Raw genomic sequence first — 14350 nt, forward strand, 5'->3', positions numbered from 1 at the left:
CTCCTCATGGCTCGACCATGACGGTGAACTTCCCCTGGTTGAGGGCACGTTGATCCGGTTGAAGGTCGAGCATCTGTCGAAGGACCGTGATGCCCCGCCGGTGTGGTTATGGTCCTCCAAGACCGGCGTCACTCCGGACGACGTGGACCGTTTCTGGCAGGCATTTCTCCGCCGCTTCGACCTGGAGCACACCTTCCGCTTCGCGAAGCAGACCCTCGGCCGGACCACTCCGAAGCTCCGTACTCCCGAGGCGGCGGACCGCTGGACCTGGATCCTGATCGTCGCTCACACTCAGCTCCGGCTCGCCCGGCCCCTCGCCGAGGACCTCCGCCGGCCCTGGGAGAAACCCACCGCTTCCGACCGGATCACCCCTGCCCGGGTCCGCCGGGGGTTCAGGAACATCCGCGCTCACCTCGCCTGCCCGACCCGTGTTCCCAAACCCCGAGGCACCGGCCCCGGACGACCGCCTGGCGCCAAGAACAAACACCGGGCACCCCGATACAACGTCGGCAAGACCGTCAAACGCCCCGAGACCCTCAAGGCCATCGGCAAGCCTGGCAGGTCCTGGTAGATAAAGAACAAGCTGAGTTGGAGCTGCTCGGACTCGGTGAGGGTGTCCGGGTGCCGGAGGATCCATCCGGCCACGGCGCGGGGCGAGGGCGGCCTGGCAGTCACCGGCCGTGGTGAGGTGCGTTTGTCGTGCAGGTAGGCGCGGACGCGCTGGTAGCTGCCTTTGTAGCCGAGGGGCAGGATCTCCTCCCAGAGTTTCCAGGCGTTGGTGCAACCCTCGTTCCAGCGGTCGTCCAGGTAGGGCTTGTAGTCGTCGAGAACGGAGGGCCGGTTCTGCCATTGGCCGGTGAAGAGGTCCTCCGGCTTCGCAGCGTCGGCGTACTGTTTGACGGTCCTCCAGGTCATCCCGAGTTGTCGCTGGATCGAGCGTTGGCTGTGGCCTGCCTCCAGCAGGGCGTGCACGGCTGCGTGCCGGGACCGGGTCCGGTCGGCGAACCGGTGCCCGCGTGGCCATGGCGACTCGGTCTGGCCCGCGGCTAGGACTGTCACAGGCTGGGGCTCAGTAACGCGGGTGTCAGAACGTGCAGGCAGCGGCGATGCTGGGCAACACTCCGCTCGGCTGCTTCGCTCAGGTTGTGCCAGAGGTGCCACCTGTCCGCGACCTGGATGGCCTGCGGCGCTCCGGCGGCGGCGCCCTCGGCGAAGAACGGTGCCCGGTCCCGGCAGACCACCTCGACGGCGGCTGGCCGCCGTCCTCGGCGTGTCCGTGAGCCGGAGCACTGTCTTACGCCTGGTCAACGCGCTGCCCGAGCCGGAAGTACCGGCGCCGCGGGTGGTCGGCGTCGACGAGTACGCCACGCGCAAGGGCCGCCACTACGGCACCGTCCTCGTGGATGTCGAAGCCACCGTCCAATCGATCTCCTCCCAGACCGGGAGGCATCCAGTCTGGCGGCATGGCTCGCCCAGCGGCCAGGCACGGCACGCACAGCACGAGGTACGCCGACCGAAAAGGAGAGGTCGCCAACCGTGACCTTTTCGCCTTCCGGTGCGCACGCAGCGCAGCCCACCGCATCACCAAGGCCACCAGAAAGACCCCACCCCCCACAGCCGCATCCCGGGGTGTCGCATGGGTCACGCCAGCGGTCACCAGCAACAGGCCGACCCACCGGAGCCACCTTCGCCGCCGTGCACGCAGACTGTGTGCGACCACCGGCATGAGGTCGAATCCGTACGACGGCACGGGCACGGGCGGCCCGTGCAGGACGTGATCCAAAACCCACTGCGCCATCGGCTCGCCCAAGGGCGGGCAGTCGTCGCTGCCCTCCAGGTAGATGCGCCTGCGCATGCTGCGGCGGGGTTTGTCCGGCGCCTTGTCCTTGCCGCGGATCCTTTGCCACCACGCCTTGGCAGACTTGACCCGGTCAGGCCGAGCGTAAACGGCCTGACACAGCAACCCGGTTACCTCCGGCGCGGTTGGATCCACCTCCCCAGAGGCAGCAGGAGCTGGTTAAACCGGAACCGCCGGCCCCTGAACCACGTCCTCCGCCGCACGTGGCCGCTCACGCAGGCCCCACCCGAACCCCATCCCGCCCCCCGTTCGCCGGTACGGCGGGCATCTTCACGCCGGAATCCGGGAACCGCCAGATCGCAAACGCGACAAAACACACAACCGCCTTGGCGAGTAGAGAGTTGACCGAATTCTGCCCCCTCAGCACACTCGGCAGCAGCGATGAGAAATGGTTCCGCTTTTCTCTCAACACCGGATTCGAAAGTCACTGAGGTCTTCTCGGCAACATAATGGTTGCGGTGTGTGATGATGCGCCAGACGGCAGGACGGCGCGCTAGACCTCGATGGTCACTTCCGGGTCCGCCTCTGGCCCGTAGCGGCCGGTGAGGATCCGTTCTCGCAGGTGTTCGATGTAGAGGGCGGTACTGATCTCAAGCGGGAAACCGGGCGGTCAGATTTGCCACTCGTACTGGAAGCGGTGGCCGCGGAAGGAGAAGCAGGTCTCTGCGTGGACCGACACTCCCCTGTCCACGACGGCGAAGCGTTCCAGCCGTCCGCCTGCGAAACCCGCGCGCCGCCCCGGGACGAAGAGTTCGTCGAGCCCGTCGCGTGCGATGGTACGGAAGCGCTCGATGTAGTCGTCCCGAGCCTGATCCACATGCACAGGTGACATCCTCCGAGGAGCTATGACGAGTCTTCGAAGTTAGGCGGGGTGCGATGCCTGTCGTTGCTCATGCTTGTCACGCAGTGTGAGTACCGGACTGTCCGGCCCCTGACGCAGGACGTCCTTGGCCATGAACGATCACGACTGTTCTCTACGCAGCTTGATCACATGGAACCACGGGCTTGGACAACGATACGACGAAGCTGTTGAACCTCGATGGCCTGGCCGTGGAGCGAGTCGAGCGCCCGGCAGACGGCACACGGCGGGTGCACCTGGTCACCTGGCATCTTCCACCTCATTGCCCCTGTGACCCGTGGACGCGAATCCGAAAGAACATATCTCGGAAGAGCGCGGAAGCAATGTGGAGGGGGGGTGCGCTCCTTGGATACTCACCGCCGCATGGGCAGCTCCATCAAGTCACCCAGTTCGGTGTCGGTCGCCGGCCTGAGCGTCGACAGAATGTGCCGGGCTGCGGACAGATCACCATGGAACCCTTCCATGGTCACGGTGTAGACAAGGCCGTCGCGGCGCAGGCGCAGGTCCTGGTACTCGTAGCCGCTCTCGTACGTCACCAGCTGGCGGCCTCCGCCGTCGTCCTGGCAGCGGATCGGCAAAACCGGGTGGCCACTCGCGTCGGTGCGAGGAGTGTCGTGTCCCGTCCGTTCCACGCCGAGGTACAGCCGCACCGAGTGGGGCCCCTCGTACCTGGCATGGAAGTCGACCTCACTCGCGCCCGCGACCCGCAGTGTGTATCCCGGCGGCGGACCGCCGACCTGCAGCAGAGCCCGGTCCACACGATTGGCGGTGATCCACTCGTCGAGAGTGGGCGGTTGTGCGGCCGACCAGGCGGCGTACGATCCGCCGGCAGCGAGAACAGCCGCTGTGCCAAGAGCACCCAGCCTGACGCGGATGCCGGGGAGGAAGAGCGCGGCTGCGAGCGCGTAGCAGGCACCTCCGGTCGGGTAGAGCCAATCACCGCCTCCCCAGCGATTGATCTTGAAGTTCACCACGCCAGCTCCGAACGCGCCGATCGTGCCGAGCACGTAGACACCCGCTGTCCATGCCCACAGCCCGCGCGCCCGGTCCAGGAGCGGCACGATCGTACGGAAGGCGAACCCGAGCACCGCGAACGCGGCTGCTGCAAGGGTCACCATCACGCCGCCGACGACAGCAGCGGTGAGCAGAATCGCTTCACCGGCGTGGAAGGCGATGAACGCCGCATAGGACTGGAACTGGGTCAGGATGCATCCGACCAGCCAGACAGCCGCCAAGTGAGCGAGTACGCGCCCCGCTGACCCTCGCTGCGCCATTCCCATCACTGCGGTCATTCCCATGACGACGCCGAGCTGCCGACTACAGTTCCCTGACCGCAGCACAGGCCAACGCGAGGCCACGAGCCCACCCGCAAGCACGGCCAGACAGGACTGAAGAGTGTCCGACGAGGGATCACGGCACAGTCACGTTGGCCGACTGAGTGAGATGATCTTCGGGTTGGTTCTTGGTGGAGGGGGCGTCCGTGGAGGGCATGCCGTCATACAGGGGTCACCGGTACCCAGTCGAGATAATCTCCCATTGGGTGTGGCTGTACTTCGGGTTCCCCTCAGCTTCCGTGAGGTGGAAGGCCGGTCGTCGAAGTTTAGGCGGGGTAGAGGTGGCCTCGGCCTTGTCGGGTGGTGACGCAGCGTGTCCGTAGGCGCTGATTCTCCGCGTTGCGGAAGCCGAAGGCGTTGCGGGCGGCCAGCTTGATCACGCGGTTGATCCCTTCACTTTTGGCGTTGTGGTGACCGGTTTCGATGAACGAGGCGATCTCGGGTCACCAGCGGTCGACGGTGGCGGCAAGCTTGGTGACCTCGGGGGTGTCGCTGTCCGCGCACCAGGTGAGGAACTTCCATCTGGCATGGCCGATTTGTTCGCGGTCGGCGCCGGTGCAGGCCAGCGCGAGCAGGGTGCGCGGGCTCTCCTTGGCGATCCACGCGGTCAGCAGCCTTTGTCCGACCGGTCCTTCGTCCAGGAGCGGGTTCCGCATGCGTTCGAACTGCTCGTGGGTGAGGCCCTCCCGGTTGCGCAGGAGGCGGTTGCCTCTCCATTCGGGGTCGGTGGCGCGTCCTCGTCGGCCCCGGACCTCGGCGGTGGTGCGGCGCCGGACGGTGGAGAGCGTTTTGTTGGCGAGCTGGACGAAAGGGCAGAGGGTTGCCGCAGGCGTCGACTCCTTCGGCGTGCAGAGCGGGCAGGGAGTCGACCCAGGCGCGCAGGGTTTCGCTGATGTAGTTGGCGTTGAGGTGGCCGGCGCTGCTGTAGGAGCTGAGGGCGGGGAAGAGGTAGGCGTCGTTGGTGGGGGGCAGTTGGAGGTGGGGGCGGCGGGCTTGCCAGGTGCGGATGGCCTGGGCGGTCGATTCGGTGATGGGCAGGCGCCGGCGGTGGCGGTGGCGTTTGTGGTTGTTCCAGATCAGTGAGGTCTGGCCGTGGGTGGTCTCCAGGCAGTGGTGGGGCAGGGCGGCGATCTCCAGGGGCGGCGGCCGGTATCGCGGAGCAGGATGTAGACGGTCTGGTAGAGCAGTTGCCGGTCGGCGGGTGCAAGGTCGCGGCGGCCTTGGACCTCTCCGAGGCCGAGGGTGTCCAGGTGGGTGTCGAGCTGGCGGATGACCGTTTCGGGAACGGCCTTGCCGATGCCGTCTTCGTCGGTTTCCTCGATGCGGATGCGGTGCTCGACCGGGTGGCGGGTGAAGGCTCCGGCGAGGGTGTTCAGCTGTCCGGAGCGGCGGCCGTAGTCGATCAGCTGGAAGAAGCAGCCGACGAGCGTGCGGCGCTGTGAGGAGCGGTAGAGGGTGCCGTCGCGCCGCAGGGCGACGCGGAAGGCGTCGACGATCGCGGAGGCGTCGGTGAAGTGCAGCGCCGCTGGGTCAAGGCCCTGTCCTGGTCGCTGGGCCAGCGTCCGGGACGCGATGGTGACGGCCCGCGGAGTGTTGGAGAAGACCTCGGTGCGCGGCGTGCTGGTGAGGGCCCAGTGGCGTATCAGGTCGCGTAGCCAGGGCTGGTGGATGGGGCGCAGGTCTGCGGTGCTGGGCATCCGGCGGGGCGCGCCCCCCGCCGTGGTGCGCAGGCCGATGGTCCGCAGGTCCAGGACGTCCGGTTCGGCGAGGGGCCTGCCGGAGAATTCCTCGAACCCGCTGCGGACGGCGGTGCGCAGCCGCTGCAGTGTTCTGACGGCGCCGGCGTGTGCGCTGGCCAGTCGGTTGAGCCCGGTGTCTTCCGCGAGGAGGGTGGCGGCGCCGGTCAGGTCGCGTACGAGGTTGCGGATGCGGTGCGGCTCCAGGGCGCGGATCCACAGGTCGGTCTGCTGCAGTCCATAGAGCATCTCGTGGCGCAACAGGTCAGGCAGAGGGAGAAGGCTGAACTGGTGCGTGGCCAGATAGGGGAACTGCTGCACGGACCGCTGCTCGGCATCGAGGGGGTTTCGGCGATTGTCCTTACTCCATTGCCGGGCGTGGTAATTGCACAGGCCACGGGAGTTGTAGGACGGGCTGGGACAGGCGGAAACCTGACAGGGAAGGCCGTCGGTTAAGGGCTGGGAGCGGTTGCGCAGCCAGGCTTCCTCTGTGCCTTTGGTCGCGTGGTATTTCCATGCGCCGTAGTGCGTGACGCACATGCCCTTGCAGTGACGGGGTCGGACGCACTGCACACCCTCGCGGGTGATGGAGCACCGGACGGTGACCATGCCGGGAAAGCTGCGCTGGCGGGACGGACGGAAGATCACGGCGAAGGTGTCCGGCTGCTGGTCTGAGGCTGTCAGCTGCTCGAGGCAGGGCGAGCAGAAGATGTTCTTGGTGATGACGATGGTGTCGCAGGCCCGCGTCAGGCAGGTGGAGGAGGACGTCCGGCAGTTGGACAGGTCACCGGTGAACAGCCAACGCAGGCCATCCCACCCCCCTGGCTGGCTTCGTTCACTTCAAAGGGCTCTGGCTCAGCTTCTGTGACGCGGCCACTCTGGTAATCGGTTGGGGATGGCATACCTGGCTGGTTAGGCTCCGGGCCATGAGCGGACCGGTGTTGGTGATCGAGTTGGCGGAGGCCGTCCCTCGCGTGGCGATCCAGCGGCTCCGCGAGTTCCTTCTTGGCGCCTCGGCACGGTTTGAGGAGAAGCGGGTCGGCGAGTACGACCTGAACATTCGCGCGGAGAGCCTCGGGATTGCGGATGCCGGGGACGTAGACGGACGTCGGCCTCTCCTGGTCTCTCTCATGGGGCCTGGGATCGGTGGCGAGGCCATCTTCGATGCCGAGCACGCCGACGAAGTCGACCAGGAACCCCTCATCGGCTTCACCCCCACCCACGCGGTCGACGTCATCGCGTTCTGCAACCGTCCTGTCGACCACCTCGTCACGGCCCTGCTGACCGCCGCCGTCATGGATGTGATCGGTGGTGTCGCCAACGCCGAGCTGCGAGAAGATCAGGTTTCAATCGTGGCCGGCCTTCCCGGCATCGTCGCAACGATGACCGATCCGTGGCCCGCCGTGTACGGCTCGGCGGAATTCCTCCGAGCGTGGGCGCAACAGCCCGGTTTCAGGCTCCTGAAGTAGCCGGAACTCAGCCAGCTGGCTCACGCGAGTAGTACCCGCTTGCGTAGCAGCTTGAAGCCGGCTCGGCCGAACATCTGGCGCTTTAGCATTTTGATCCGGTTGACATGGCCTTCGACCGCGCCCGAGCTCCAGGGCAGGGTCAATCCGGCGATGACGGCGTCGAGGTCGCGGTCGATGCCAGCGGCGAGGGTGTGGAGGCTGGGCAGGTCGTCCTGTCGGACGGAGTCGAGCCAGGCTGGGAGACGCTCGCCCTGGCGGTCGGTGAGCATGGTCGCGAAGGACCGGACGTGTCGGGTGAGGGCGTCAAGTTCGGGACACTGGGTGCGGACGGCCTTGAGCTGGAGTCGTTCGGGCTCGGTGAGGGTTTCAGGGCGGCTCAGGATCCATCCGGAGACCGTCCGGGGCGACGGCGGCCGAGCGGTCACCGGTCGCGGTGAGGTGCGCTTCTTGTGCAAGTACGCACGAACGCGCTGGTAGCTGCCCTTGTAGCCGAGCGGCACGATCTCCTCCCACAGCTTCCACGCGTTGGTGAAGCCCTCGTTCCACCGGTCGTCCAGATAGGGCTTGTAGTCGTCGAGCACGGAGGGCCGGTCCTGCCACTGGCCGGTGAACAGATCCTCGGGCCTCTCGGCGTCGGCGAACCGTTTGACGGTGTGCCAGGCCATGCCGAGCTGCCGCTGGACCGAACGCAGGCTGTGTCCAGCCTCCAGGAGTGCGTGAACGGCGGCGTGCCGGGACCTGGTGCGGTCGGCGAACCGGTGCCCCGTCGGCCAGGGTGAACCGGACGGCTCGTCTTCCGAGGCGGGCCCAGGCTAGGGTTCGGGGGCGGCCGGGACAAGGGCTCGCAGGCAGCGGCGGTGCTGGGCGACGGCCCGTTCGGCAGCCTCGCTCAGGTTGTGCCAGAGGTGCCACCGGTCCGCAACCTGGACGGCCTGCGGGGCGCCGGCGGAGGCGCCTTCGGCGAAGAACGGCGCCCGGTCGCGGCAGACGACCTCGACGCCTGGCCGTTCAGCAAGCCAAGCCTCCAGGCTGGACGCCTCCCGGTCCGGCAGCAGATCGACGGGGCGCCGGGTCTCGATGTCGATGAGGACAGTGCCGTAGTGGCGGCCCTTGCGGGTGGCGTACTCGTCGACGCCGACCACCCGCGGCGCGGGGATCTCGGGTTCGGGAAGAGCGTCCACCAGCCGGAGCACCGTGCTGCGGCTGACGGACACCCTGAGAACGCGGGCAAGACGGGCCCCGGCCAGGCCCGCGAGGGCCAGGCCGACTGCGGCCAGTGTGGAGCGCAACCGCTCGGTCCGCTGACCGTGCCGACGGGTCAGACCGGGTATCTGCTCGACGAAGGTACGGCGAGCACAGCCTGAGTTCTCGCAGGTGAACCGACGGACCCTCAGTTGGAGAACGACGCTTCGGCCACCGCTCGGCACATCAGTGGGAAACCGCAGGTAGGAACCATGCACCCGGTTCGACCAGGCTCCGCAGACCGGGCGCACGGCACCGTTCGCGATGCCGTGCACATCGATACGCACCGTCTCGGTGTTCACGTCCACCGACAGCACCGCGACGTCCGCGATCGACGGGAACAACAACTCCTTGAGCCGGAGCACGACCTCTTCCACGGCCCCGAACTGTCAGCCCAACCGCCGGGCCAACGGGCCATTTTCGGGCCACTTCGTTGTACGGCTCATAGAGGTCCGGCTGTCACTCAGAGTGGCCGCGTCACAGAAGCTGAGCCAGAGCCGCTACCCGTGAACAAAGCCACCTTAACCTCACCATCAAGCCCGTTAGCCGCCCCAAGGACGCCTCCGGCTTCATCGTCCTGCCCCGCCGATGGGTCGTCGAACGCAGCCTCGCATGGATGATGCACGCCCGCCGCCACGCCAGGGACTACGAACGCCTCGTCCAGCACTCCGAAACGCTGATCACCTGGGCGGCCATCACCCTCATGACCAGGCGCCTGGCCCGGAAAGGCGCCAACCCCAGCTGGCCGAGGAAACCGGCGCCAGCCGACGTCTGACGGCGCTTCTTCTACTCGGCGCCTCGCCCGAAGCCCCGCAGCCCAGAAGGCCGCCGGACGACGGTGAATTCCGGCCTGAACACTCCACCGCTGCCCGGCGAGCCGTGGTGTCCGAGACGCCGGGGACAGGAGTGCCAGGGCTAACGGGTGGCCAGAGTGAGGTCCCACACGCGGATGCCGTCCTTAGAAGCGGTGACGGCGACGGGAGTTCCTGCTACCTCGGTGACCATCTGGAGATGGTGGCCAGTGATCGGTTCTCCGATCTGCTGCCCGCTTGCCAGGTCCCACAGGCGGGTGGTTCCGTCAGGACTGTCGGTCAGGGCTATGGCGCGTCCTGACACAGTCGTGGTTTCCAGTGTGTGGATGCTGCTGGTGTGGCCGGTCATGGGCGCTCCGATAGGTTCCTGCGTGGTGAGGTCCCACCTGTGCAGCGCATGATCGTCTCCGCCGGCCACTACCACTGCCCGGCCGTGAACTTCGGTGATTGTGATGGCCCGTACGACAGGCTCGATACCGGTCAGGTTCTTGCCGATCTGTTCGCCGCTGAGGAGGTCCCAGGCCTGGAGGAAGTCGTCCTCGCCTCCCGTGGCGGCGACCGGCCGGCCGTTGACGAGACCGGCTCCCATGCCTCCGTTGAAACTGCCCTGGATGTCGGCGACGCGTTCGCCTCCCCGGGTCAGGTCCCATGCCCGCAGTCTGCCGTCCTCGCTGCTGCTGAGGGCGATCAGCCTCTGGTCGGACGTTACGGTGGTCAGCGAGCACACGCCCAGGCTGTGGTGCCACGAGGTCAGCGTTTTGCCGATCTTGCGGCCGGTGCGTAGATCCCATACACGCACCGCTCCTCCGACCGTGTCGGTGTACCCGCGATGGTGAAGGTCGTGCCGGCCGCCACCAGTGATGGCCACGGGACGACCGTCCAGATGCGCCACCGTCAATTTGCGCACGATCTCCCAGGTGTCTGCTTTGAACTTCGGCCTCTCCTCCTCGTCGGGGTCGTCCTCGTCCCACAGGCCGTTCTCGTAGTACCAGTCGTCTTCAGGGCCAGCGGCGTCGAGCTCCAGGGGACGCTTGGCGCATTCACCACCGATGAGGTCGCAGGTCCACAAGGTCCCATCACGGTCAACGCTGACCGCAACGAGAACACTGTCCAGCTCAATGACGGGAGTGGTCTCGTGGCGTCGGGCGTGGCAGTGGCCAGCGAAGCGACGCATCATTCGATCATCAATCATGTGCGGCACCCTAACCGTCAGCACAGACAGTCCAGTTGCCCACGGCCACAGACTTCAGACAGCCGAACGGCATCACGACCAGAGTTGGAAAACACGCAATGAGAGGTCGTTTTCATCTGTTTTCTCAGCTTATGGACTGCTTCTCGGAGGGTGGGGTGGCGGTTAGGAAGAGGCAGCAGGCGTGGCTGTGGTTGACGGGTCTGAAGGGGGAACGGGTGGGGCAGGGTGCTGCTCGTTCCTGTCTCATTCCAGGATGTCCTGCTTTCAGGGCTGCGTGCTTCCGCCGTCATCGCGATGCGCCTGGGCGCACTCGGTCCGCGGCGATACACCACGAGCATGGCGAAGCGGCGTCCGTATCCGAGTGATCTGTCCGATGCCCGCTGGGAGTTGATCGAGCCCGTGCTCTCGGCTTGGCGCTTCGAGCGCCGCGGCAGAGCCCTGGACTTCGGGCGACCGCCCGAGCATGACCTGCGCGAGATCATGAATGCGATTTTGTATGTGGACCGCACCGGGGGGCAGTGGCGCTACCTGCCGCATGACTTCCCGAACTGGAACACGGTCTACGGCTACTTCGCCCAGTGGGCGGACGAGGGCGTGTTCGCGCAGCTCAACGGATTACTCCGGCGGCTCCTGCGGGGGGAAAGAGGGGCGGGATGCCAAGCCGTCGGCCTGTGTGATTGACGCCCAGAGCGTCAAGACCTCCACCAGCGTTCCCGCCGCTGGCCAGGGCATCGACGCCGGGAAGAAGATCGTGGGCCGGAAGCGGAGCATCGTCACCGACACCATCGGGCTCCTGCTTGCCGTGCTGGTCACCGCGGCGAGTGTGCAGGACTCCGTCGCCGGCGCCAGACTCCTGGACCAGGTCGCGGCCGAACATCCCAGCATTCGCAAGGTGTGGGTCGACGGTGGCTACCGTCAGCACCTCGTCGAGCATGCGGCCACCCTCGGCATCGACATGGAAATCACCCAACGCAAGCCCGGGACCAGGGGATTCACCCCGATCCCGAAACGCTGGGCAGTCGAGCGGACCTACGGCTGGCTCATGCTCCACCGCCGACTGACCCGCGACTACGAGACCCTGTCCGGCCGCTCCGAAGCCATGATCCACATCGCCATGACCGATCTCATGGCCGCCGTCTTACCAGCGAGAACACCATCTCCAGGCGCGACCCGACACCACAGACTAAACAGCAGATACCGGGATGAAACAACGGGAGAAAACGACCTCTAACTGTTCGTTTCAAAATGTGGGCGAGTGTTGCCGCTCCTCATCGACAGAGCCAGGCAGTTGCGGCCGCCGAGCGTTTGCGGTCAGGGCGCCACGTCCGTGGTGTCGAGTAGTACGCACTGATCGAATTCATGCAACCGCACTCCAGGCAGTCCGCAACTGCCTGCCGCAGGGCCTGGGTCTGCGCGATGTGACGATGTGCCTGGACGGGATGCCTCCCAGTAACCGGAAGGCGTCCACGTGGCCCTGCATGAATGCTTCCTGCCCGCCGGTCGAGAAGACCCGGTGGACCGCCTTGCCCGAATACGACAGCCGCAGTGTGAACAGCTGGCACTGCATCGGTTTGCCGTCGACCCGGACCCAGACATCGGCGAAGTCGACCTCCGCCTCCTCGCCGAGTCGGTGGAACTGCGGAACCATGCCCTCGTGGATCATCCGGGCGCGGTCTGCCTCGTCCTTGATCTGCGGTCGGCGCACCCGCAGATAGTCGTTGAGGGTGGTGTAGGCAACGGCCGCGAAGCCGTACTCGTCCCGCAGCCGTGTCAAGATCCGAATGTTGGTATGACGCTGTTTCGGCGGCGCGGTCAGATCCGACCGCAGCATCTCGTCGATCCAGCCCTTGGCCGGGTCCAATGCCGTCCGGCGCGTCACCGGCGCCTTCCGCTGAGGAGGCAAAGCGCTGTCCAATGCCTGACGCACTACCCGCCGGTGGACCCCGTAACGGCGGGCCAGCTTACGGACGGAGGCATCCTCCAGCCTTCGGTCGCGACGGATCCGCTCGAATAACTCAACACGCTGCAAACCCGGCCTCCTGACACGGCCGTAACCACAAATGCACACAGCGTGATCCCGGCCGCCAACCGGGTCAATCCCCCACTACTCCAAACGGGTGGCGGACCCACAGGGCATCGAGACAGGATCTGAAGGTCGCCGGGCCGTCAGGTGACGGATCCGACCGTCCACTGCGCGGGCTCCAGCGCCAGTTTCTTGCGGCACGAAATAACAGCGGCCTCAGCCCAGTCACCGACCGCCGCCAAGTCATGTGCCACGTCATAGACGTGGCGGGCGGCATGTTGGACGTCCACGCCCCAAGGCGCCACGGGCTCCTCGGCGAGTACCGCCCGCAAGCGATCTCTTGCTTCCGCCGGGCGACCTGCCAAGGCGGCGGCAACGCCGGCATTGACGCTCTCCCAGACGAAACCGCGCCGTACTGGACGCTCCAGAAGGCGCTCGGCCACCTGGTCGAGCCCCCCGAACGTGCTCCTGAAGGTCTCAACGCGGTCTCCCGCATGGTCCGCGAGTGCGGCCGCCACCGGTCCGAACTGCATCTCGTTGCGAAAGTCCTGCCTCGGCTGCACCTGTTCCGCGAAGTCGAAGGCCAGGTGGCCGAGGTCCTGCCACAGCCACATGACCCCAACGGTCAACCCGCTGCCTTGGCTCCACGTGGGTGAAGGAAACTCGACAATCCCGAGCCACCAACCGCGGTCATCGATCCAGATACGGGATCGACCGCGCTGATTGAGGCCGAGCGGCCGCAGCCGCTCGCGAGCCGCAGAGGCGACCAGCCGGGACGCGGAGAAGTAGCTGCCATGCAGGCCATTGTCGTAGGCCTCTCGATGCCGACGACGCTGAGGGGGGCGCCCCTGCTGTACTTCCCAATCAACTCCGGCGAGAGGCCCTGCCAGTCGCGACCCCTCCATGAGGCGCGTCAACCTACGTTGAACCGCATCGTTGACGTTCGGCGCCTGGGCAGCCAGGTGGGGCCACTTTAAACCGTTCCTCCGCCGGGGCCAGAGGAAGCCGTCCGGGCGGGGCCAAGACGGACCGTCCTAGACATCCCGGGTTCTCGACTCCCTGCATGTACGTCGCAGCGCTGATGCGCTGTCCGTCCTCCAGGACGCCGGGCTTCCCGTGCGCCTGGTGGGCGGAGAGAGCACCGCGACGCAGCCCCGCCCCTCTGAACTCCAGGAGATCCGAATGACCATCACGTCTGCGATGCCCAGGGCCCGCAAGCGTCCGACCCGGACCCGTACGAAGCGAGTGAGCAGCCTCCCCGCCATCAGGCTTTCTCAACTCCCGCCGTCGCACATTGACTTGCGGGACCCCCTGCACGCGGTCCTCGTCTGCGAGGACTGCGAGACCTTGGTGCCCATAACTGGCATGCAGGGCACGGTTCAGAAGCTGGTTCCGCATCACACCGGTAAGGCCGACGAAGCCGCTGCGATCCGCTGCCGGAGCAGCAACCGCCGTGTCGAGTTCGACATGACGATCCCCGAGTGGCGCCAGGCCCTGACCGACGCGGTCAAGGAAGCCTCCAGCCGCCAGGCCACCGCGGTGCTGCCCAAGGCGTTCAGTCCGCAGACCGACCGGACCCTGCGGGCCGACAAGAACCGCCGGGCGGTGGTCGTCGGTGACGCTCCCACGGAGGGTCCCGCGGTTCCGCTGACCACGCTCCGCCCCAAGCGCCCCGAGCGCTGAACCGCTCCGCACGAACGACCACGGCCCCGGGGGGGCCGATCCCAGGGGGTTTGTGTGGGGGATGGGTGTTTGTGGGAGCCGACTAAAAAAACGGGCCAAGGAGTGTGTCCCCCAGAGGTTCCACAGAGTAATCCTCGAGGGG

At 66.6% G+C, this 14350-nt stretch carries 9 protein-coding genes and 7 pseudogenes; 7 read left to right on the forward strand and 9 right to left on the reverse strand.

The genetic code is table 11. From position 1 onward, the window contains the following. A pseudogene (locus tag ACZ7L5_RS29365) lies at window positions 1–571 on the forward strand (NF041680 family putative transposase); the annotation flags it as partial. A gap of 484 nt (window positions 572–1055) precedes the next feature. Here ACZ7L5_RS29365 and ACZ7L5_RS29370 read toward each other — a convergent pair. After that, the gene (locus tag ACZ7L5_RS29370; RefSeq protein ID WP_471520220.1) at window positions 1056–1241 is read right to left on the reverse strand and encodes a hypothetical protein; all 186 of its coding nucleotides are present in this window, start codon (window positions 1239–1241) and stop codon (window positions 1056–1058) included. 8 nt (window positions 1242–1249) lie between these two features. Between ACZ7L5_RS29370 and ACZ7L5_RS29375 the strand changes: the two are divergent. Next, window positions 1250–1485, forward strand: a pseudogene (locus tag ACZ7L5_RS29375) (transposase); the annotation flags it as partial. A gap of 983 nt (window positions 1486–2468) precedes the next feature. Here ACZ7L5_RS29375 and ACZ7L5_RS29380 read toward each other — a convergent pair. Further along, window positions 2469–2681 (reverse strand): hypothetical protein, encoded by a 213-nt coding sequence (locus ACZ7L5_RS29380; protein ID WP_471520222.1) that lies wholly within the window; start codon window positions 2679–2681, stop codon window positions 2469–2471. 389 nt (window positions 2682–3070) lie between these two features. Continuing rightward, window positions 3071–3952 carry a hypothetical protein gene (locus ACZ7L5_RS29385; protein ID WP_471520224.1) on the reverse strand — a complete coding sequence of 294 codons (882 nt, stop codon included), beginning with the start codon at window positions 3950–3952 and terminating at the stop codon, window positions 3071–3073. Between the two features lie 254 nt (window positions 3953–4206). Between ACZ7L5_RS29385 and ACZ7L5_RS29390 the strand changes: the two are divergent. Beyond that, window positions 4207–4301: pseudogene (locus ACZ7L5_RS29390) on the forward strand (IS6 family transposase); the annotation flags it as partial. Between the two features lie 16 nt (window positions 4302–4317). Here the strand turns inward: ACZ7L5_RS29390 and ACZ7L5_RS29395 are convergent. Then, window positions 4318–4848: pseudogene (locus tag ACZ7L5_RS29395) on the reverse strand (ISL3 family transposase); the annotation flags it as partial. Between the two features lie 279 nt (window positions 4849–5127). Further along, window positions 5128–6108, reverse strand: a complete 981-nt coding sequence (locus tag ACZ7L5_RS29400; protein ID WP_471520226.1) for a hypothetical protein — start codon at window positions 6106–6108, stop codon at window positions 5128–5130. 605 nt (window positions 6109–6713) lie between these two features. Here ACZ7L5_RS29400 and ACZ7L5_RS29405 point away from each other — a divergent pair. After that, window positions 6714–7256, forward strand: a complete 543-nt coding sequence (locus tag ACZ7L5_RS29405; RefSeq protein ID WP_471520228.1) for a DUF6368 family protein — start codon at window positions 6714–6716, stop codon at window positions 7254–7256. Between the two features lie 20 nt (window positions 7257–7276). Here ACZ7L5_RS29405 and ACZ7L5_RS29410 read toward each other — a convergent pair. Beyond that, a pseudogene (locus tag ACZ7L5_RS29410) lies at window positions 7277–8875 on the reverse strand (ISL3 family transposase). Between the two features lie 134 nt (window positions 8876–9009). Here ACZ7L5_RS29410 and ACZ7L5_RS29415 point away from each other — a divergent pair. After that, a pseudogene (locus tag ACZ7L5_RS29415) lies at window positions 9010–9267 on the forward strand (transposase); the annotation flags it as partial. Window positions 9268–9413: 146 nt separating this feature from the next. Here ACZ7L5_RS29415 and ACZ7L5_RS29420 read toward each other — a convergent pair. Further along, complete coding sequence (locus ACZ7L5_RS29420) at window positions 9414–10502, reverse strand: WD40 repeat domain-containing protein (protein ID WP_471520230.1); 1089 nt, start codon at window positions 10500–10502, stop codon at window positions 9414–9416. 336 nt (window positions 10503–10838) lie between these two features. Here ACZ7L5_RS29420 and ACZ7L5_RS29425 point away from each other — a divergent pair. Further along, a pseudogene (locus tag ACZ7L5_RS29425) lies at window positions 10839–11733 on the forward strand (IS5 family transposase). Window positions 11734–11859: 126 nt separating this feature from the next. Here ACZ7L5_RS29425 and ACZ7L5_RS29430 read toward each other — a convergent pair. Next, window positions 11860–12531 carry a transposase gene (locus ACZ7L5_RS29430; protein WP_471520232.1) on the reverse strand — a complete coding sequence of 224 codons (672 nt, stop codon included), beginning with the start codon at window positions 12529–12531 and terminating at the stop codon, window positions 11860–11862. 137 nt (window positions 12532–12668) lie between these two features. Next, window positions 12669–13139: a hypothetical protein gene (locus ACZ7L5_RS29435; RefSeq protein ID WP_471520234.1), complete on the reverse strand. Its 471-nt coding sequence runs from the start codon at window positions 13137–13139 to the stop codon at window positions 12669–12671. Between the two features lie 568 nt (window positions 13140–13707). Here ACZ7L5_RS29435 and ACZ7L5_RS29440 point away from each other — a divergent pair. Beyond that, entirely contained in the window at window positions 13708–14208 is a 501-nt protein-coding gene (locus ACZ7L5_RS29440; protein WP_471520236.1) for a hypothetical protein, read from the forward strand. Window positions 14209–14350 lie beyond the last annotated feature (142 nt).

It is taken from the genome of Streptomyces sp. NPDC107528 (assembly GCF_055639295.1).